Annotated in this window: 15 protein-coding genes; 1 reads left to right on the top strand and 14 read right to left on the bottom strand. The window is 73.7% G+C overall.

All coding sequences use genetic code 11. The features are described 5' to 3' along the window. Nucleotides 1-153: 153 nt before the first annotated feature. The 4 genes from fmt to metK all read right to left on the bottom strand — a co-directional run bounded on the left by fmt (nucleotide 154) and on the right by metK (nucleotide 5,034). Nucleotides 154-1,086: a methionyl-tRNA formyltransferase gene (gene fmt / locus JWP64_RS28125; protein ID WP_297502991.1), complete on the bottom strand. Its 933-nt coding sequence runs from the start codon at nucleotides 1,084-1,086 to the stop codon at nucleotides 154-156. Next, nucleotides 1,083-1,631: a peptide deformylase gene (gene def / locus JWP64_RS28130; RefSeq protein WP_297502993.1), complete on the bottom strand. Its 549-nt coding sequence runs from the start codon at nucleotides 1,629-1,631 to the stop codon at nucleotides 1,083-1,085. Before def ends, fmt begins: the two co-directional genes overlap by 4 nt. Nucleotides 1,632-1,711: 80 nt before the next feature. Then, on the bottom strand, nucleotides 1,712-3,763 hold the full coding sequence (locus JWP64_RS28135) for a primosomal protein N' (RefSeq protein WP_297502995.1): 2,052 nt from the start codon (nucleotides 3,761-3,763) through the stop codon (nucleotides 1,712-1,714). Between the two features lie 68 nt (nucleotides 3,764-3,831). Beyond that, entirely contained in the window at nucleotides 3,832-5,034 is a 1,203-nt protein-coding gene (gene metK / locus JWP64_RS28140) for a methionine adenosyltransferase (RefSeq protein ID WP_297502997.1), read from the bottom strand. A 292-nt stretch (nucleotides 5,035-5,326) separates the two neighbouring features. On the opposite strand from metK, the gene JWP64_RS28145 reads away from it, so the two are divergent. After that, a complete protein-coding gene (locus JWP64_RS28145; protein WP_297502999.1) occupies nucleotides 5,327-5,800 on the top strand; it encodes an SH3 domain-containing protein in 474 nt (157 codons plus the stop codon). A gap of 132 nt (nucleotides 5,801-5,932) precedes the next feature. On the opposite strand, the gene coaBC is transcribed toward JWP64_RS28145, so the two are convergent. The 10 genes from coaBC to pyrR form a co-directional block, all read right to left on the bottom strand. Next, the gene (gene coaBC, locus JWP64_RS28150; RefSeq protein ID WP_297503001.1) at nucleotides 5,933-7,150 is read right to left on the bottom strand and encodes a bifunctional phosphopantothenoylcysteine decarboxylase/phosphopantothenate--cysteine ligase CoaBC; all 1,218 of its coding nucleotides are present in this window, start codon (nucleotides 7,148-7,150) and stop codon (nucleotides 5,933-5,935) included. Nucleotides 7,151-7,155: 5 nt separating this feature from the next. Then, on the bottom strand, nucleotides 7,156-7,431 hold the full coding sequence (gene rpoZ / locus JWP64_RS28155) for a DNA-directed RNA polymerase subunit omega (RefSeq protein ID WP_297503058.1): 276 nt from the start codon (nucleotides 7,429-7,431) through the stop codon (nucleotides 7,156-7,158). 121 nt (nucleotides 7,432-7,552) lie between these two features. Beyond that, nucleotides 7,553-8,182 (bottom strand): guanylate kinase, encoded by a 630-nt coding sequence (gene gmk / locus JWP64_RS28160; RefSeq protein WP_297503003.1) that lies wholly within the window; start codon nucleotides 8,180-8,182, stop codon nucleotides 7,553-7,555. Nucleotides 8,183-8,184: 2 nt separating this feature from the next. Beyond that, nucleotides 8,185-8,499, bottom strand: coding sequence for an integration host factor, actinobacterial type (gene mihF, locus JWP64_RS28165; protein WP_297503005.1), 315 nt, complete (start codon nucleotides 8,497-8,499; stop codon nucleotides 8,185-8,187). 812 nt (nucleotides 8,500-9,311) lie between these two features. Beyond that, nucleotides 9,312-10,145: an orotidine-5'-phosphate decarboxylase gene (pyrF, locus tag JWP64_RS28170; RefSeq protein ID WP_297503007.1), complete on the bottom strand. Its 834-nt coding sequence runs from the start codon at nucleotides 10,143-10,145 to the stop codon at nucleotides 9,312-9,314. After that, a complete protein-coding gene (gene carB / locus JWP64_RS28175) occupies nucleotides 10,142-13,543 on the bottom strand; it encodes a carbamoyl-phosphate synthase large subunit (RefSeq protein ID WP_297503009.1) in 3,402 nt (1,133 codons plus the stop codon). The genes pyrF and carB overlap by 4 nt, the downstream gene beginning before the upstream one ends. Continuing rightward, nucleotides 13,543-14,847 (bottom strand): glutamine-hydrolyzing carbamoyl-phosphate synthase small subunit, encoded by a 1,305-nt coding sequence (carA, locus tag JWP64_RS28180; RefSeq protein ID WP_297503011.1) that lies wholly within the window; start codon nucleotides 14,845-14,847, stop codon nucleotides 13,543-13,545. The genes carB and carA overlap by 1 nt, the downstream gene beginning before the upstream one ends. Further along, nucleotides 14,844-16,148: a dihydroorotase gene (locus tag JWP64_RS28185; RefSeq protein WP_297503013.1), complete on the bottom strand. Its 1,305-nt coding sequence runs from the start codon at nucleotides 16,146-16,148 to the stop codon at nucleotides 14,844-14,846. Before JWP64_RS28185 ends, carA begins: the two co-directional genes overlap by 4 nt. Beyond that, nucleotides 16,145-17,089 carry an aspartate carbamoyltransferase catalytic subunit gene (locus JWP64_RS28190; RefSeq protein WP_297503015.1) on the bottom strand — a complete coding sequence of 315 codons (945 nt, stop codon included), beginning with the start codon at nucleotides 17,087-17,089 and terminating at the stop codon, nucleotides 16,145-16,147. The genes JWP64_RS28185 and JWP64_RS28190 overlap by 4 nt, the downstream gene beginning before the upstream one ends. Further along, complete coding sequence (gene pyrR, locus JWP64_RS28195) at nucleotides 17,086-17,730, bottom strand: bifunctional pyr operon transcriptional regulator/uracil phosphoribosyltransferase PyrR (RefSeq protein WP_297503017.1); 645 nt, start codon at nucleotides 17,728-17,730, stop codon at nucleotides 17,086-17,088. The genes JWP64_RS28190 and pyrR overlap by 4 nt, the downstream gene beginning before the upstream one ends. Nucleotides 17,731-18,283: the final 553 nt, after the last annotated feature.

Genomic DNA, 18,283 nt, shown 5'->3' on the forward strand with positions numbered 1-18,283 from the left:
CGGCCCCGCCGCCACGGCCTCCGCCGCTGCCGCCCCGGCGGCCGCCGGCCCCGCCTCCGGGTCCGCCCCCGCTGCTGTCGCCGCGGTTCCGGTCCGGTCGTTCGTCCGCGCTCACGCGGTGTGTCCCTTCGTAGGTCGTGCAGAGGGGGACGCTCAGGCGAGCGTCTCACCCGTCTCGATCCGCATCCCGCGAGCCCAGTCCGCCGCGGGCATCGCGCGCTTCCCGACGGGCCGCACCTCGCCGAGCTCGACGGGCACGGTCGCCGTGCCGGCGAGCACCCGCTTCTTCTCGACGTGCAGGACGCCGGGCTTGAGGTCGAGCTCCCCGGTCCGCACCGGCGTGACCGGCCCGATCCCGAGCCGCGCCTCACGGAAGGTGCACCACGCGCCGGGCTCGGGCGTCACCGCCCGGACCAGCCGATCCAGGGCGACGGCGTTCGCGGACCAGTCCAGCCGCGCGTCGTCGACGGTGATCTTGGGGGCGTGCGAGACGCCGTCCGCCGGCTGCGGGACGGCGCGCAGGGTGCCGTCCTCGATGCCGTCCATGGTCGCCGTGAGCAGCTGCGCCCCGGAGCGCGCGAGCCGCTCCAGCAGCGCGCCCGCGATGTCCCGGGCGCCGATCGGCTCCGTGACGACCCCGTAGGTCGGGCCGGTGTCCAGGCCCTCCTCCAGCAGGAACGTCGTGGCGCCGGTGACGTCGTCGCCGTGCAGGATCGCGGCCTGCACCGGCGCCGCCCCGCGCCAGGCGGGGAGCAGCGAGAAGTGCAGGTTGACCCAGCCGTGCGTGGGAATGTCCAGCGCGACCCGCGGGATCAGCGCCCCGTACGCGACGACGGGCGCGCAGTCCGGCGCCAGCTCCCGCAGCGCGTCGAGGAACTCCGGCTCCTCCGGCCGCCGCGGGGTGAACACCGGGATCCCGGCCTCGGCCGCGAGGGCGCCGACCGGTGAGCGGGCGAGCTTGCGGCCACGCCCGGACGGGGCGTCCGGCCTGGTCAGGACCCCGACGACCTCGTGCCGTGGCGAGTCGAGCAGCGCCTGCAGCGCGGGTACCGCCGGCGCTGGGGTCCCGGCGAAGAGCAGCCTCACCGGGCCTTCCCGAACATGGGGTGCGGGCTGGCCTTGACGATCGGCTCCGGCCGGCCGAACCACTCCGCGGCCCGGATCTCGGCCATCGCCAGCTTGCGGGTCTCGACGTCGAGCCGGTCCACGAACAGCACGCCGTCCAGGTGGTCCGTCTCGTGCTGGATGCAGCGGGCCACCCGCTCGGTGCCCTCGATCGTGACCGGCTCGCCGTGCATGTCCCAGCCGCGCCCGACGACGGCCAGCTTGCGCCGGCAGTCCCAGCCGAGGCCGGGGATGGACAGGCAGCCCTCGGGGCCGAACTGGTCCTCGTCCCCCACCGGCTCCCAGGAGGGGTTGATCAGGTGCCCGGCGGCGCCGTCGACGTCGTAGGTGAAGACCCGCAGGCCCACGCCGATCTGCGGGGCCGCGAGCCCGGCACCGCCCTCGTCGTGCATGGTGTCGGTGAGGTCGGCGACCAGCTTGCGCAGCTCGGCGTCGAACGTGGTGACCTCGGTGGCACGGCTGCGCAGCACCGGGTCTCCGAAGAGCCGGACGGGCTGGACGGACACGGATCTCCCTGGAGCAGTACGGACGGGGACGACCGTCGATTGTGCCACGCGGGTGCCGGGCCTCCCGAGGCGCCGATCCCTCAGCCGATTTCCGAGGGGTCCAGCCGCACGCGCACGGGATCCGGGGCCTTCCGGGACGCCCGCGTGGCCTGTGCCGCCGCGAGGGCGGCGGCAAGCGCGCGGCCCCCGGTGCGCGGCACCCGGAGCAGCGCGCGTTCCTTGACCTCCTTCCCGTCCTCCCCCGGTCCGGGTTCCACCTCCACCGGTCCCAGCAGCTCGACGGCCGACGCGACCCGCTCGTCCGCGAGCACCGCCTCGTACACGTCCGCGACCGCCCCGGGGCTGCCCTCGACCGCCGCCATCCGCACCGCGGGCGGGAACCCGACCTCGGTGCGGGAGGCCAGCTCGTCTGCGGCGAAACCGGCCGGATCCCACCGGACCAGCGCCTGGACCACGGGGATCGCCGAGTCCGCGACGACGACCACGCGCCCGCCGTCGGTGTGCGGCACGACGAGCCCGGCCGCGCCGAGCCAGCGGCGGAAGGCCTCCTCCATCACGCGCAGGTCCGGCCGGGACAGCATCGCCCAGCCGTCGAGCAGCAGTGCCGCGCCGTAGCCGCCCTCCGCGGGGGGTTCGGCGCCCGGCGTGGCGACGACGATCTCCGGTTTGCCGGGCACGGACGCCAGCACCGGCGCTCCCCCGCCGGAGGTCCGCACCGTCGTCCCGGGGAAGGCCCGGCCCAGCTCCTCCGCGGTGCGCCGGGACCCGACGACCCCGGCCCGCAGCCGGCGGGATCCGCAGGCGCCGCAGCGGAACGCCGTCTCCGCACGGCCGCACCACCGGCACGTCGGCAGGCCCGGGTCGTGCTCGGTGCCGCCGCGGGGCAGGCCGAGGGGGCCCGCGCAGTGCCGGCAGCGCGCGGTGTCCCGGCAGGTGGCGCAGGAGAGCCACGGCAGGTAGCCGGACCGCGGCACCTGCACCAGCACCGGTCTGCCCGCGGTCAGCGCGCCCCGGGCGGCCTCGAACGCGACGCCCGGGACGCGGGCGGCGCGGGCGTTCGGGTCCCGGGCCAGTTGGGTGTCCGTCTCCCCGATCGCCGTGACGCGGGGCGCGGCCTCGCGCACGGTCGCCCGTTCGGCCACGATCGCCGCCGCCCAGCGGGACTCGACGAGCAGGTGCGCCTCCGCCGTCCGCGCGTACCCGCCGATCAGCAGCGCCGCCCCGGCGGCGTGCGCCCGGAGCACCAGCACGTCCCGGACCTGCGGATACGGGGAGCGGGGCTCGGAGTGGAGGTCGTCCCCGTCGTCCCAGACCGCGAGCAGGCCGAGATCGGCGACGGGAGCGAAGGACGCCGACCGCGTCCCGACGACCACGGGGACCTGGCCGCGCCGGACCGCCAGCCAGCGCCGGTATCGCTCGGCGGGCCCGAGATCCGCGCTGAGCGCCACGACCGCGTCCGCCCCGAGCCGCCCGACACAGGCCGCGTGCAGGGCGTCGACGTCGCGCTGGTCCGGCAGCACGAGCAGGGCACCGCGGCCCGCGGCGACCGTGGCGGCGGCCGCCTCGGCGAGGCGCTCCGGCCAGTCCTCCCCCGGCAGGGCCTGCCAGACGGCGTGCGCGGCCCGACCGGCCCGCAGCGCCTCCAGGTAGGCGCCGCCGCGGGTGTAGCGCTCCCAGCCGGTGTGCGCGGGCACCTCGGGCGGGACGATCTCGCGGGGCTTCGGTTCCTCGGCCTCGACGCGGGCGTGCCGGCCGGGGATCGCGAGGCGCAGGACGTCCGCCATCACCCCGGCGTAGCGGTCCGCGACCGTCCGGCACAACGTCGCGACCTCGGGGGTGAGGACGGGCTCGGCGGAGACGACCTTCTCGATCCAGGCCAGCTTCCCCACGTGCGCGGTCTCGTCCACGCGCTCGAGGAGATAGCCGTCGACGAGCCGGCCGGCGAAGCGGACGCGCACCCGCACGCCCGGCGCCGCCTGCTCGTCCAGCTGGGCGGGGACGCGATAGTCGAAGGGCCGGTCCAGGTGCGCCAACGGCACGTCGACGGCGACCCGCGCCACCGAGAGCGCGGGCGCCGCCTGCCACTCCCCGCGGGCACCACCGCCCTTCGGGACCGACCTGGACGTCGTCACGCTCTCGTCCTACCAGTCCGCACCGACACTCCCCCGAGCCCCGTGGCCGGGGTGGTCAAAGGTAGGGGTCAGGCGCCGGCGGCGGACTTCAGGTCGGCGGCGCGGGAGGTGTCCTCCCACGGCAGCGTGATGTCCCGGCGGCCGAAGTGGCCGTAGGCCGCGGTCGGCGCGTAGATCGGGCGCAGCAGGTCCAGGTCCCGGATGATCGCGGCCGGGCGCAGGTCGAAGACCTCGGTGATCGCGGTCTGGATCTTGGCCGGGTCCACGTGCTCGGTGCCGAAGGTCTCGACGAACAGGCCGACGGGGGCAGCCTTGCCGATCGCGTACGCGACCTGGACCTCGATGCGCTCGGCCAGGCCGGCGGCGACGGCGGTCTTGGCGACCCACCGCATCGCGTAGGCGGCGGAGCGGTCGACCTTCGACGGGTCCTTGCCGGAGAACGCGCCGCCACCGTGCCGGGCGAAGCCGCCGTAGGTGTCGACGATGATCTTGCGGCCGGTGAGGCCGGCGTCGCCCATCGGGCCGCCGACGACGAAGCGGCCGGTCGGGTTGACCAGCAGGCGCATGTCCGAGGTGTCGATGCCCAGGCCCGCGACCTCGGGCTTCACGACCATCTCGAGCAGGTCCGGGGACAGCATGCCGTCCAGGTCCACGTCCGCCGCGTGCTGCGACGACACCACGACGGTGTCCAGGCGGACCGCCTTGTCCCCGTCGTACTCGATGGTGACCTGGGTCTTGCCGTCCGGACGCAGGTACGGCAGCACGCCGGTCTTGCGGACCTCGGTGAGCCTGCGGGCGAGCCGGTGCGCGAGCGCGATCGGCAGCGGCATCAGCTCGTCGGTGTCCGTGTTCGCGTAGCCGAACATCAGGCCCTGGTCACCGGCACCCTGGCGGGCGATCTCGTCCTCGCTGAGCTCGACCCGGCTCTCGTAGGCGGTGTCCACGCCCTGCGCGATGTCCGCGGACTGCGCCCCGATCGCGACGTTCACGCCGCAGGAGTTGCCGTCGAAGCCCTTGGCCGACGAGTCGTAGCCGATCTCGAGGATCTTCTCCCGCACCAGGGTGGGGATGTCCGCGTACGCGGACGTCGTCACCTCACCGGCGACGTGGACCTGACCGGTGGTGACCATGGTCTCCACCGCGACCCGACTCCGGGGGTCCTGCGCCAGCAGGGCGTCCAGCACGGAGTCGCTGATGGCGTCGCACATCTTGTCCGGGTGACCCTCGGTCACAGACTCGCTGGTGAACAACCGCCGACCCACGTTCGACACGCAGTGCTCCGTCCGCTCTCGGATCCCACGGCCGGCTCGGCGCGAGGGACGTCCCCGGGTGATTGCTGACTTCCGAGACTAGTCGACCAGCAGGTTCGGTCCGTTAGCACGGTGGCGCCGGACCGCATTCTCACGCTCCGTGACGGATTGGAGCGACGCACCGTGTCGCGTCACCGCTTCGGCTGACATTCGCCAGGATTGCGAATCGGTCACGGAACGACTCGTTGGGCCCCATGACGTCCCGCTCACCGCGAGGACCCGAAGAGAGACGTTCCCCACGGAGGTAGCACCCATGACGACGTTGCAACGACCTGGCCGCGCGGCCGCGGTGGTCGGCGGGATGGTCGCGGTCGGCGCGGCCACGATGATGGCCCTGCTGTCCGGCACCGCATCGGCCGCCACCGCCGGTACCTGCACCGACAACGTGAACGTCCGCTCCGAGCCGAGCACCACCTCCGAGATCGTGGCGGTCTGCGACCGCGGCACGACGGTGCAGATGGGCCAGACCCAGAACGGGTTCGTCAAGCTGGAGAACCTCGACGGCTGGGCGTCCGCGGAGTACGTCAAGGCCAACGCGGACGAGGGCACGACCTCGTCCGGCACGGACCGACGCACGCCGTCCACCACCACCAAGCCCGCCCCGGCCGCCGCCGGGGACGAGGACACCGCCGCGACGGCGACGACCACGGCGAAGCCGAGCAACACCGCCGGGGACGAGTCCGGCGCCCCGGCCGAGGAGCCGCAGCCGCGCGGTCTGCTGGGCTGATCGCCGCGCACGCGGGACGCCCCGTGGGGCGCGGACCGCTCCGGGTTCCCCGAGACCCGTCGAGCGCCGGTCCCACGGAGTGAGGAAAGAAGCGAGGGGGACGTGCCACCCGGCACGTCCCCCTCGTGTTTCCTAGAGCCGTTCGGCGACGGCGTCCCAGACGCGGGAGGCGAGCAGCGCCTTGGAGCCGTTCGCCAGCTCCGTCTCGCCGCCGTCCGCGCCGAGCAGCCAGCCCGCGTTGTCCGGGACCTCGAAGGCCTTGCCCTCCCCGACCGCGTTGACGACGAGCAGGTCGCAGCCCTTGCGGGCGAGCTTCTGCCGGCCGAACTCCAGGGCGTCCGTGTGCTCGTCGCCCGTCTCCGCGGCGAACCCGACGACCAGCTGCCCGGGTTTCCGCGCCCCGACGAGCTCGACGAGGATGTCCGGGTTCGTGGTGAGCCGCACCGGCTCGGGCTCGTTCCCGCCCTTCTTGATCTTGTGGGCGGCCAGCGACACGGGGCGGAAGTCCGCCACGGCGGCCGCCATCACCACGGCGTCCGCGTCCGCGACGGCGGTGTGCATCGCGTCCCGCATCTCCAGGGCGGACCCGACCTTCACCACGTCCACGGCGGCGGGGTCCGCCAGGTCCGCGGTGTGCCCGGCGACGAGCGTCACCCGCGCCCCGCGCTGCGCGGCGACCCGGGCGAGCGCATACCCCTGCCGGCCCGACGAACGGTTGCCGAGGTACCGGACGGGGTCCAGCGGCTCCCGGGTCCCGCCCGCGGAGACGACGACCCGGCGTCCCTCGAGGTCCCGGGGCAGCGCGTCCGGCCGTTCGAGCAGGAGCCGGGCGAACTCCGCGATCTCCGCGGGGTCCGGCAGGCGGCCGGGACCGGTGTCCTTGCCGGTGAGCCGCCCGGAGGCGGGTTCGAGCACGACGACGCCGCGGGAGCGCAGCAGCGCCACGTTGTCCCGGGTGGCAGGGTGCTCCCACATCTCGGTGTGCATCGCCGGGGCGAAGAGCACCGGGCACCGCGCCGTGAGCAGCGAGCCGGTGAGCAGGTCGTCCGCCCGGCCCTGGACCGCGCGGGCCAGGAGGTCCGCGGTGGCCGGGGCGACGACGACGAGGTCCGCCTCCTGGCCGAGCTTCACGTGCTGGACCGACGGGACGTCGCTGAACACGCCGACGTTCACCGGCTGCCCGGACAGCGCCTCGAAGGTCGCGGCCCCGACGAAGTTGAGCGCGGAGGCCGTCGGCAGGACCCGGACCGAATGACCGGTCTCGGTGAGCCTGCGCAACAGCTCCGCGCTCTTGTAGGCCGCGATCCCGCCGGCCACTCCCAGCAGGACCTTGGGCCCGGCTGCGTTCATGAGGACTACTGCTCGCCCTCGGTGTGCTCCAGCAGGCCCGCCTGGATCTCGCGCATGGCGATCGAGAGGGGCTTCTCCCGCGGGCCCGGCTCGACCAGCGGCCCGACGTACTCGAGCAGGCCCTCGCCGAGCTGCGAGTAGTAGTCGTTGATCTGCCGTGCGCGCTTGGCGGCGTAGATCACCAGCGCGTACTTGGAACTGACCTTGTCCAGCAGGTCGTCGATGGGCGGGTTGGTGATGCCCTCGGGGATAGATCCGGCGACCGCGCCGGTCAGCGGCATGCTCACTCAGGTACTCCAGTACAGGGTTCGGGGTCCCGCAGTTCGTCGGTGCGGCTCCGGGCCGGCCAGTACGTCAGGGCGTACCAGGGGCTTCAGGGCGTACCAGGTACTCCAGGACGTACTAGGCGCCGGCGGTCACGCCGCGGTCGACACTGCGATCCACCAGCAACTCTACCAACCGCTCGACGGCGGCGTTCACCTCGTCGTTGACCACGGCCACGTCGAACTCGTCGCGAGCCGCCATCTCCTCGACGGCGGTGCGCAGCCGGCGTTCGCGCTGCTCGACCGACTCGGTGCCCCGGTTCGTGAGCCGGCGGACCAGCTCCTCGAACGACGGGGGCTCCAGGAACACGGTGGTCGACTCCGGCATGACGCGCTTGACCTCGCGCGCGCCCTGCAGGTCCACCTCCACGAGCACCGGCCGCCCGAGGGCCAGCGCGTGCTCGACGGGTTCGCGCGGGGTGCCCGACCGTTGCAGGCCGCCGTGCACCTCCGCCCACTCCAGCAGCTCGCCGCGCCCGATCAGCGCGTCGAACTCCGCCGGGGTGACGAAGTGGTAGTCCCGGCCCTCAACCTCGCCCACGCGCGGGGCACGGGTGGTGGCCGAGACGCTGAAGTGGAGCTCGGGGAGCACCTCGCGGAGCCGCTCGACCACCTTGCTCTTGCCCACCCCGGACGGGCCGGCCAGCACGAGCAGCCGGCCGCGGCCGCGATGGCGCGGGGCCGGGGTCGTTCCCCGGCCGCCGCTCATCGTCACGCCTCGAAGTCGGCGAGCAGAGCCTTGCGCTGCCGCTCACCGAGGCCGCGAAGACGCCGGCTCGGGGCGATCTCCAGGCGCTCCATGATCTGGGCGGCGCGAACCTTGCCGACGCCCGGCATGGCCTCGAGCAGCGCCGAGACCTTCATCTTGCCCAGGATCTCGTCGGTGTCCGACTGCTTCAGCACCTCGCCGATCGTCGTACCACCGCGCTTGAGCCGGTCCTTCAGCTCTGCCCGGACCCGGCGGGCGGCCGCGGCCTTCTCCAACGCGGCAGCACGCTGTTCCTCGGTCAGCTGGGGAAGGGCCACGGTCGTCCTCCGTCTTTCTTTTTCTGCAGTTCCGGCAGCGCGCGCGACGTGTGCGAACGCCGTCCCGCGGGCTTGCCCGCGGGGTCGGAAGCGAACGTACCCACGACCGGGTCACGCATGCCAACGGGGGTACCACCTGTGGGTTTGATGCCACAGGCCCTCGACGCGCCACCCGTCCGGGCGATATCACGGACGGCCGCGCGAATGCGTGACCGAACCGCCCGTTCGGCGACGAGTCCTGGCCTGTCGCCCCAATCCGGGCGGGCCCGACGTCCGGCGCGCGGCCGATCGGCGACGGGTGAACGGCCGGTGACGCTCCGCGGTCGGAGCGGCGACGCGACCGAGATCACGGGGGGATCTCCCGGCCGCCGTGCTGATGCCGCAGGTGCGTCGTCCGGGGACGCGAGGGCCCGCAGCCGCGCAGGCGTCAGGTCCTTCCTTGTGGATGTAGGCGGCCGCGCCGCAGTCCGTGGCGTCCGCCGGCAGGTCGTCGACCGCGTAGGTGGACAGCACGACGACCGTGGTGCCCGGTTCGGCGGCGACGCGCTACCCGGCCACCAGCCCGACGACGGTGCGCGGCACCGTCCGGAAGGGGCGCTGGTCGTCCACGATCAGGACGTCCACCACCGGCTCACCTCCCCGACTTCCCGCGGGGCGCCCCCACGGCCGTGCCGTTCAGCGCGCCGGGCCCGGCGCGGGCGACCAGCGTCGCCGCCGGCCGATCCCGTCGCCAGGTGCCACCATCCCCACCGTTCGCGTGAGCGTCCGCGGCCCCGGCGTTGCGCTGAACGGCTCAACGACTCGGGCAGGGCTCAGCGGGCGGCGGAGAAGGCCTGGTCCAGGTCGTCGCGGGTCACGGCCGCGGCCGCCCGGATCGCCGAGGGCTGCGGGCCCGCCTTCAGCAGCGAACGCGAGGCCGCGGGCAGGACGAGCCCGGAGACGCCCGCGAAACACCGCGCGACGTCCTCCGCGGTGGCACCCTGGGCCCCGAGGCCCGGGGCCAGCACCGCGCCGTTCAGGGCCTGCAGGGACAGCCCGTGGTCCGCCGTCGCACCGACCACCACCCCCACGTCGCCGAGCGGCTCGGCACCGGCGTTGCGGGCCGACGCGCCGTCGACCACGGCCTGGGCCACCGAGCGCTCCGCGAGGGTCGCCTGCTGGACCTCCGCGCCCTCGGGGTTCGAGGTGCGGGCGAGCACGAAGACCCCGCGTCCGGCGTCCCGGGCCCGGCGCAGCGCCGGGTCCAGGGAGCCGAAGCCGAGGTACGGCGACAGCGTCACCGCGTCCGCGCCGAGCGGCGCACCGATGCCCAGGTACGCGTCCGCGTAGCCGTCCATCGTCGAGCCGATGTCCCCGCGCTTGACGTCCAGCAGGCTCAGCGTGCGGGTCCCGGCCAGGTCCGCGAGCAGTCGCTCGAGGACCGCGATCCCCCGCGAGCCGTGCCGTTCGAAGAACGCCGACTGCGGCTTCACGATCGCGACGTGCCCGGCGAACGCCTCGACGCAGGCGTCGGCGAAGCGGGCGAGCCCGTCCGCGTCGTCGGTGAGCCCCCACTCGGCCAGCAGGCCGGGGTGCGGGTCGATACCCGCACAGAGGGGCCCGAGCTCCCGGACGGCGGCGGCCAGCCGGGTCCCGAAGGAGCTCACGGCCGGTCCTTCCCGCCCACCGGCGCCGTCCGGCTCTTCTTGGCCACCGGCGACGTCCGGCTCTTCTCGGCCACCGGCGACGTCCGGCTCTTCTGGGCCACCGGCGACGTCCGGCTCTTCTGCAGCGCCGCGTGGGCGTCCTGCAGCGACCGGACCCCGATCGAGCCCTTGATCATCGCCTCGATGCCCTGCACGGCCGCGGCCGCGCCCTGCACCGTCGTGATGCACGGGACACCCCGGGACACCGCGGCGGCGCGGATCTCGTAGCCGTCCACGCGCGGGCCGGAGTTGCCGTACGGGGTGTTCACGATGATGTCGACGTCGCCCGCGAGGATCCGGTCCACGATCGTCGGGCCCTCGCCCCTCTCGCTGTGCTTGCGCACCACCGTCGTCGTGATCCCGTGCCGGCGCAGGACGTCCGCGGTGCCGGCGGTGGCCAGCACCTCGAAGCCGAGGTCCGCGAGCCGGCGCACGGGGAAGACCATGGCCCGCTTGTCCCGGTCCGCCATGGACACGAAGACGCGCCCCTCCTTCGGCAGCGAGCCGTAGGCGGCGGCCTGGGACTTGGCGAAGGCCGGGCCGAACGAGGCGTCGATGCCCATGACCTCGCCGGTGGACTTCATCTCCGGGCCGAGCAGCGGGTCCACGCCGAGGCCGCTCGTGGTGCGGAACCGGTTGAACGGCAGCACCGCCTCCTTGACGGCGACGGGCGCGTCGGTCGGGAACTCCCCGCCGTCCCCGGAGGCGGGCAGCATGCCCTCCTCGCGGAGCTCGGAGATGCTGGTGCCCAACATGATCCGTGCCGCAGCCTTGGCCAGCGGCACCGCCGTCGCCTTGGACACGAACGGCACGGTGCGCGACGCCCGGGGGTTCGCCTCGAGCACGTAGAGCGTCTCGCCGTGCAGGGCGTACTGGACGTTGAGCAGCCCGCGCACCCCGACTCCGTGCGCGATGGCCTCGGTGGACCGCCGCACCTCCTCGAGGACGCTGCGCCCCAACGTGATCGGCGGCAGCGTGCAGGACGAGTCGCCGGAGTGGACGCCCGCCTCCTCGATGTGCTCCATCACACCGCCGAGGTAGACCTCGGTGCCGTCACACAGGGCGTCGACGTCGATCTCGATGGCGTCGTCGAGGAACCGGTCGACGAGCACCGGGCGCTCCTGGCTGATCGCGGTGGCCCGGGCGATGTAGCCGGCCAGCGTCGCGTCGTCGTAGACGATCTCCATACCGCGGCCGCCGAGCACGTAGGACGGCCGGACGAGGACCGGGTAGCCGATCCGCGCGGCGATGTCGCGCGCCTGGTCGAACGACGTGGCCATGCCGAACGCGGGGGCCGGCAGCTTGGCCCTGCGCAGCACCTCGCCGAACGCCCCGCGGTCCTCCGCGAGGTCGATCGCCGCCGCGCTCGTCCCGACGACCGGGACGCCGGCCGCGGTGAGCCGCTGCGCGAGCCCGAGCGGCGTCTGCCCGCCGAGCTGCACGATGACGCCCGCGATGGTGCCGGACTGCTGCTCCGCGTGCACGACCTCGAGGACGTCCTCGAAGGTCAGCGGCTCGAAGTAGAGCCGATCCGCCGTGTCGTAGTCCGTGGAGACCGTCTCCGGGTTGCAGTTGACCATGACGGTCTCGAACCCGGCCTCGCGCAGCGCCATGACGGCGTGCACGCAGGAGTAGTCGAACTCGATGCCCTGCCCGATGCGGTTCGGCCCTGAGCCGAGGATGAGCACCTTCGGCTTCTCGGTCTGCGGGGCGATCTCGGACTCCGCGGCGGGATCGGTCTCGTAGGCGCTGTAGTGGTACGGCGTCCGCGCGGCGAACTCCGCGGCGCAGGTGTCGACGGTCTTGTAGACCGGCCGGATCCCGAGCCGGTGCCGCAGCGCGCGGATGCCGTCCTCGCCGGCGAACTCCGAGCGGATCGCGGCGAGCTGCCGGTCCGACAGGCCCGCCCGCTTCGCCTTGCGCAGCAACGCCGCGTCGAGCACGGGGGCCGCCTCGATCTCGGCGCGCAGCTCGACCAGCGCCTGGATCTGGTCCAGGAACCACGGGTCGATCCCGGACTTCGCCGCGACGTCCTCGATCGAAGCCCCGCGCCGCAGCGCCCGCTCGACGGCCAGGATGCGGCCGTCCGTCGGGGTCGCGACGTCCGGCTCGCCGGCCGGGTCGGGGGTCGTCCAGAAGCCCGTGGAGGTGGTCTCCATGGAGCGCAGCGCCTTGCCGAAGGCCTCGGAGAACGAGCGGCCCATCGCCATGGCCTCGCCGACGCTCTTCATCGTCGTCGTCAGCTCGGTGTCCGCGCCGGGGAACTTCTCGAACGCGAACCGCGGGACCTTGACGACGACGTAGTCCAGCGTCGGCTCGAAGGCCGCCGGGGTCTCGCCGGTGATGTCGTTGCGGATCTCGTCGAGGGTGTAGCCGATGGCGAGCTTCGCCGCGATCTTCGCGATCGGGAAGCCGGTGGCCTTCGACGCCAGCGCCGACGACCGGGAGACGCGCGGGTTCATCTCGATCACGACGAGCCGCCCGGTCTCCGGGTGGATCGCGAACTGGATGTTGCAGCCGCCGGTGTCCACGCCGACCGCGCGGAGCACGGCGATGCCGACGTCCCGCATGTTCTGGTACTCGCGGTCCGTCAACGTCATCGCCGGCGCGACGGTGATCGAGTCCCCGGTGTGCACGCCCATCGGGTCGAGGTTCTCGATGGAGCAGACGACCACGACGTTGTCGTGGTTGTCCCGCATCAACTCGAGCTCGTACTCCTTCCAGCCGAGCACGGACTCCTCGATGAGCACCTCGGTGACCGGGGACGCGGCGAGGCCGGCGCCCGCGAGCCGCTCGAGGTCCTCCGGGTTGTGCGCAATGCCCGAACCGAGTCCGCCCATGGTGAACGACGGCCGGATGACGACCGGGAGCCCGAGCTCGCCGGCGGCGGCCCGGACCTCCTCCATGGAGTGGCACACCGCGCTGCGCGGCACGTCGCCGCCGAGGCCCAGCACGATCTCCTTGAACTTCAGCCGGTCCTCGCCGCGCTGGATGGCGTCGATGTCCGCGCCGATCAGCTCCACGCCGTAGCGCTCGAGCACACCGTTCTCGTGCAGCGCGACCGCCGTGTTGAGGGCGGTCTGCCCGCCGAGGGTGGCCAGGATCGCGTCCGGCCGCTCCGCGGCGATGACCTGCTCGACGTACTCCGGCGTCACCGGCTCGATGTAGGTGGCGTCCGCGAACTCCGGGTCGGTCATGATCGTCGCCGGGTTGGAGTTCACCAGCGAGACGCGCAGGCCCTCGGCCCGCAGCACGCGGCAGGCCTGCGTGCCGGAGTAGTCGAACTCGGCGGCCTGGCCGATGACGATCGGCCCGGAGCCGATCACCATGACGTGCCGGATGTCCTCGCGGCGCGGCATCAGACGTTCTCCCCGGTGCTGTCGGTGCTGGTGGTCTCGGCGCTGGTGTGGGTGCCGGTGTCGGTGTCGGTGTCGGTGTCGGGGATGCTCGACGGGTTCGTGTCGGGCAGCTCGACCACGGCCTCGCCGAGCAGGCGGTGCCGGCCCCCGCCGTCCGGCTCCGGGTCGTGGGTGACCGGGTGGTCCGCCATGAGCTGGACGAACCGGTCGAAGAGGTCCGCGGCGTCGTGCGGGCCCGCGGCGGCCTCGGGGTGGTACTGGACGCTGAACGCCGGGAACTCCAGGCCCGCCAGGCCCTCGACGCAGCCGTCGTTCGGGCAGGTGTGGCTGATCACGGCCCGGCCGTACGGGGTCGCGAACTCCTCCCCCGCCGTGCCCTCGACCGCGAAGCCGTGGTTCTGCGAGGTGATCGCCACCTTGCCGGTGGCGTGCTCGATCACCGGGACGTTGATGCCGCGGTGGCCGTAGCGGAGCTTGTAGGTGCCGCGGCCCAGCGCGCGGCCGAGGATCTGGTTGCCGAAGCAGATGCCGAACAGCGGGATCCGCAGGTTCAGGATCTCCTGGGTCAGCGCGACCGGGACGTCGGCCGTCGCCGGGTCCCCGGGGCCGTTGGAAAGGAACACGCCGTCGGGGCGCACCGCCAGGACGTCGCTCAGCGCGGAGTCCGCGGGCAGCACGTGCACCTCGATGCCGCGGGCCGCGAGCATCCGCGGGGTGTTCGACTTGATCCCGACGTCCAGCGCGGCGACGGTGAACCTCTTGTCCCCCACCGCCTCGATGACGTAGGGCTGCCTCGTGGTGACGGCGCCGTAGAGGTCCGCGCCCTCCATGCCCGGGCTCTCCCGCACCTTCTCGACCAGCACGTCGTCCGCGGCCAGGGCCTCCCCGGAGAACACCCCGGCGCGCATCGCGCCGCGCTCGCGCAGGTGGCGCACCAGCGCGCGGGTGTCGATCCCGGCGACGCCGACCACCCCGTTGTCGCGCAGCGCGTCCTCGAGCGAACCCGTTGCGCGCCAGTTGGAGGAGCGACGGGCGGGGTCCCGCACCGCGTACCCGGCGACCTGGATCCGCCCGGACTCGTCGTCCTCGTCGTTCCAGCCGGTGTTGCCGATCTGCGGCGCCGTCTGCACCACGATCTGGCGGTGGTACGACGGGTCGGTCAGGGTCTCCTGGTATCCGGTCATGCCGGTGGTGAAGACGGCCTCGCCGAGGGTCTCGCCGGTCGCGCCGTACGCCTCGCCCCGGAAGATCCGCCCGTCCTCGAGGACGAGCACCGCCTCGTTGGTCACAGCGTCGCCATTCACAGGGCAACCTTTCCGTCCCGGGCCGTGATCCGGCCACGGAGAATCGTCGCGACCACCGCACCGGGCAGCCGCATTCCTTCGTACGGCGTGTTCGCCGCCTTGCTCGCCAGCGCGGCGCCGCGGACCGTCCACTGCGCGTCCGGGTCCACCAGCGCGAACGTCGCGGGCTCGCCCACCGCGATCGGCCGGCCCTGGTCCGGCAGCGACCCGATCTCCGCGGGCCGCTCGGACAGCACCCGCGCGACGCCGTGCCAGTCCAGCAGGCCCGGCTCGACCATGGTGTGGACCAGGACCGAGAACGCGGTCTGCAGGCCCAGCATGCCCGGCTTGGCCGCGGCCCACTCGGTGTCCTTGTACTGCGACGCGTGCGGCGCGTGGTCCGTGGCGACGACGTCGATCACGCCCTCGGCCAGCGCCTCGCGCATCGCCTGCGTGTCCCCGGCCGTGCGCAGCGGCGGGTTGACCTTGTTGACGGGGTCGTAGCTGGTCAACCGGCCGTCGGTGAGCAGCAGGTGGTGCGGGGTGACCTCGGCGCTGACCCGCACGCCAGCCGCCTTCGCCGCTCGCAGCACCGCGATCGTGTGCGCCGACGAGACGTGGCAGACGTGCAGTGCGGCCCCGGCCTCGCGGGCCAGCGCGCAGTCCCGGGCGACCACGGTCTCCTCGGCGGTCGCGGGCCAGCCGGTCAGGCCCAGCCGGGACGCGACGGCGCCCTCGTGCGCCTGGGCGCCACCGGTCAGCCGGTGGTCCTCGGCGTGCTGCGCGACGACGACGTCCAGCGAGGACGCGTACTCCAACGCGCGCCGCATGATCAGCGGGTCGTTCACGCAGCGGCCGTCGTCGGAGAACATCCGGACCCGGGCGCGGGAGCGGGCCATCGTGCCGAGCTCGGCGAGCTTCTCGCCCTTCAGCCCCACGGTGACGGCGCCGACCGGGTGGACGTCGACGAGGCCGATCTCCTCGCCGCGCCGCCGGACATGCTCGACGACGACCTCGGTGTCCGCCACCGGGTCCGTGTTCGGCATGGCGAAGACGGCGGTGAAACCGCCCAGCGCCGCCGCGTGCGAGCCGGTCTCGATGGTCTCGGACTCCTCGCCGCCCGGCTCGCGCAGGTGCACGTGCAGGTCGACGAAGCCGGGCAGCAGGACGTGCCCGCCGGCGTCGAACGTCTCGGTCCCCGCGGGGGCGGTGAGCCCGGTGCCGATCTCGGTGACGACGCCGTCGGAGACCAGCAGGTCCGTCGCGTCCTCCCCGTACGGCCTGGCATTTCTGATCAACAGGTTGTCGGTGGTCTGGGTCATTCGGGAGCTCCGGCAAGCAGGTGGTAGAGGACGGCCATCCGCACGTGCACGCCGTTGCGCACCTGGGCGAGGACCGCGGAGGACGGCGAGTCCGCCACGGCGGGGGCGATCTCCATGCCGCGCACCATCGGCCCGGGGTGCAGCACGGGGGCGTTCTCCGGCAGCAGCGCCTGGCGCGCCTCGGAGAGCCCGTAGCCCACCGCGTACTCGCGGGCGGAGGGGAAGAAGCCGCCGTGCATGCGCTCGGCCTGCACGCGCAGCATCATCACGGCGTCCAGGGCGGGCAGCTCGGCGTCGAGCTCGTGGGAGACCCGGCAGGGCCATTCGCGCACGCCGACGGGCAGCAGCGTGGGCGGCGCGATCAGCACCACCTCGGCGCCCAGCGTGGCGAGCAGGAGCACGTTGGAGCGGGCGACCCGGCTGTGCAGGACGTCGCCGACGATCCCGATCCGCCGGCCCGCCACCGACCCGAGGCGCTCGCGCAGCGTCGCGGCGTCGAGCAGCGCCTGGGTGGGGTGCTCGTGGGTGCCGTCGCCTGCGTTGACCACCGACGTCGACGTCCCCGTCGTGCCGGCGTCCCGGTCCGCCCAGCCCGCGATCCGGTGCGCCGCACCGGAGGCCGGGTGCCGGACGATCACGCAGTCCGCGCCCATCGAGGACAGGGTGCGGGAGGTGTCCCGCAGCGACTCGCCCTTGGAGACCGACGAGCCCTTGGCGCTGACGTTGATCGTGTCCGCGCTCATCCACTTGCCTGCGATCTCGAAGGAGACGCGGGTGCGGGTGGAGTCCTCGTAGAACAACGTGACGACCGTGCGTCCGCGCAGCGTGGGCAGCTTGCGGACCTCGCGGCCGAGCAGAGCCTGCTTGAGGCGGTCCGCCGTGTCCAGCAGGCCGGTGGCCGCGGCCGCGTCGAGGTCGGCGACGGAGAGCAGATGCCTCACGCCGGGTCGGCTCCTTCCGTGAATTCGGTGTCCCCGACGACCGGGCGCTCCTCGCCCGGGGCCCGCGCGATCTGCACGGCGTCGCGCCCGTCGTGCTCGGCGAGCAGGACGTGGATCGCCTCGGCGCGGGCGGTGGGGACGTTCTTGCCGACGTAGTCCGCCCGGATGGGCAGCTCGCGGTGCCCGCGGTCGACCAGGACGGCGAGCTGGACCGCTCGCGGGCGACCCTCGTCCCGCAGGGCGTCCAGCGCGGCGCGGGTGGTGCGGCCGGACATCAGGACGTCGTCGACGAGCACGACGAGCTTGTCGTCCACCCCGCCCTCGGGCACCGCGGTGTCCTCGAGCGCACGGGCGGGCCGGCGGCGCAGGTCGTCGCGGTAGAGGGTCGCGTCGACGGAGCCGACCGCGGGGGCGGCGCCGCTGAACTCGGTGATCGCTGCCGCGAGACGACGGGCCAGGATGGCGCCGCGGGTGGGGATGCCGAGCAGGACGAGGTCCTCGGCGTTCGCCGGACCGAAGGCCGTCTTCTCGATGATCTGGTGCGCGATCCGCGCGATGGTGCGGGTGACGTCCGCGGCGCTGAGCAGTTCCCGGACGGGAGGCTGCGCGCCCTCGGCGTCCCCGCGGCGGGCTGTCGCCACGAGGTGTGCTCCTTCCCCGCCTCACCGGACGGGCCTTAAAGGATGTGTCTGCCGTGTTTCCGTTCGCGACTCTAGCAAGGCGCCCGACCCGGCCCGGCGCCGGTCCGTGATCACGGGCCCGTCACGATCGGGCAACGCCCGTGCGTCGGTCTGCGGGGGCCCGACGGGGCGGCGAGGCGATGATCACGCCTACGGTGCGGCGTCGGGAGGACGTCCCGGGACTGCGTCACACCCACTCGTGCCCCGTTCGTCACAGCGTTGCCGCAGATAGTCGCGGTTCTCGGCGTAGCGCGTGATCCGTACCGCCGTCGAGGGACAAGGGCTCATCCTTCTGAGTGGAGTACGGCGTGTTGACCCCCGTACGGGGTGGCCCGGCTTGACCTGCGGCGCTGCTGCAGCGGAGGATTACTCTCCGTATTGAAAGCCGGTGACGAGGTGGCCGCGGCAGCGGGGGGCACCGCCTTCGTCGACACCTCTCGCACGGACCGGTCCGCCGCACCGGCGGCCGGTGCCCGCGATTCGCACGACACGGTCCGGTCGGCCCGCGACCGGA

This window comes from Pseudonocardia sp., from assembly GCF_025465255.1.
Taxonomy (GTDB): Bacteria; Actinomycetota; Actinomycetes; order Mycobacteriales; family Pseudonocardiaceae; genus Pseudonocardia.

Coding starts and splice junctions, on each gene's coding strand:
- gmk (WP_297503003.1), bottom strand. CDS start 8,182: ATGAGCGGCGGCCGGGGAACGACCCCGGCCCCGCGCCATCGCGGCCGC.
- JWP64_RS28185 (WP_297503013.1), bottom strand. CDS start 16,148: ATGACCCAGACCACCGACAACCTGTTGATCAGAAATGCCAGGCCGTAC.
- JWP64_RS28145 (WP_297502999.1), top strand. CDS start 5,327: ATGACGACGTTGCAACGACCTGGCCGCGCGGCCGCGGTGGTCGGCGGG.
- rpoZ (WP_297503058.1), bottom strand. CDS start 7,431: ATGCCGCTGACCGGCGCGGTCGCCGGATCTATCCCCGAGGGCATCACC.
- coaBC (WP_297503001.1), bottom strand. CDS start 7,150: ATGAACGCAGCCGGGCCCAAGGTCCTGCTGGGAGTGGCCGGCGGGATC.
- carB (WP_297503009.1), bottom strand. CDS start 13,543: ATGCCGCGCCGCGAGGACATCCGGCACGTCATGGTGATCGGCTCCGGG.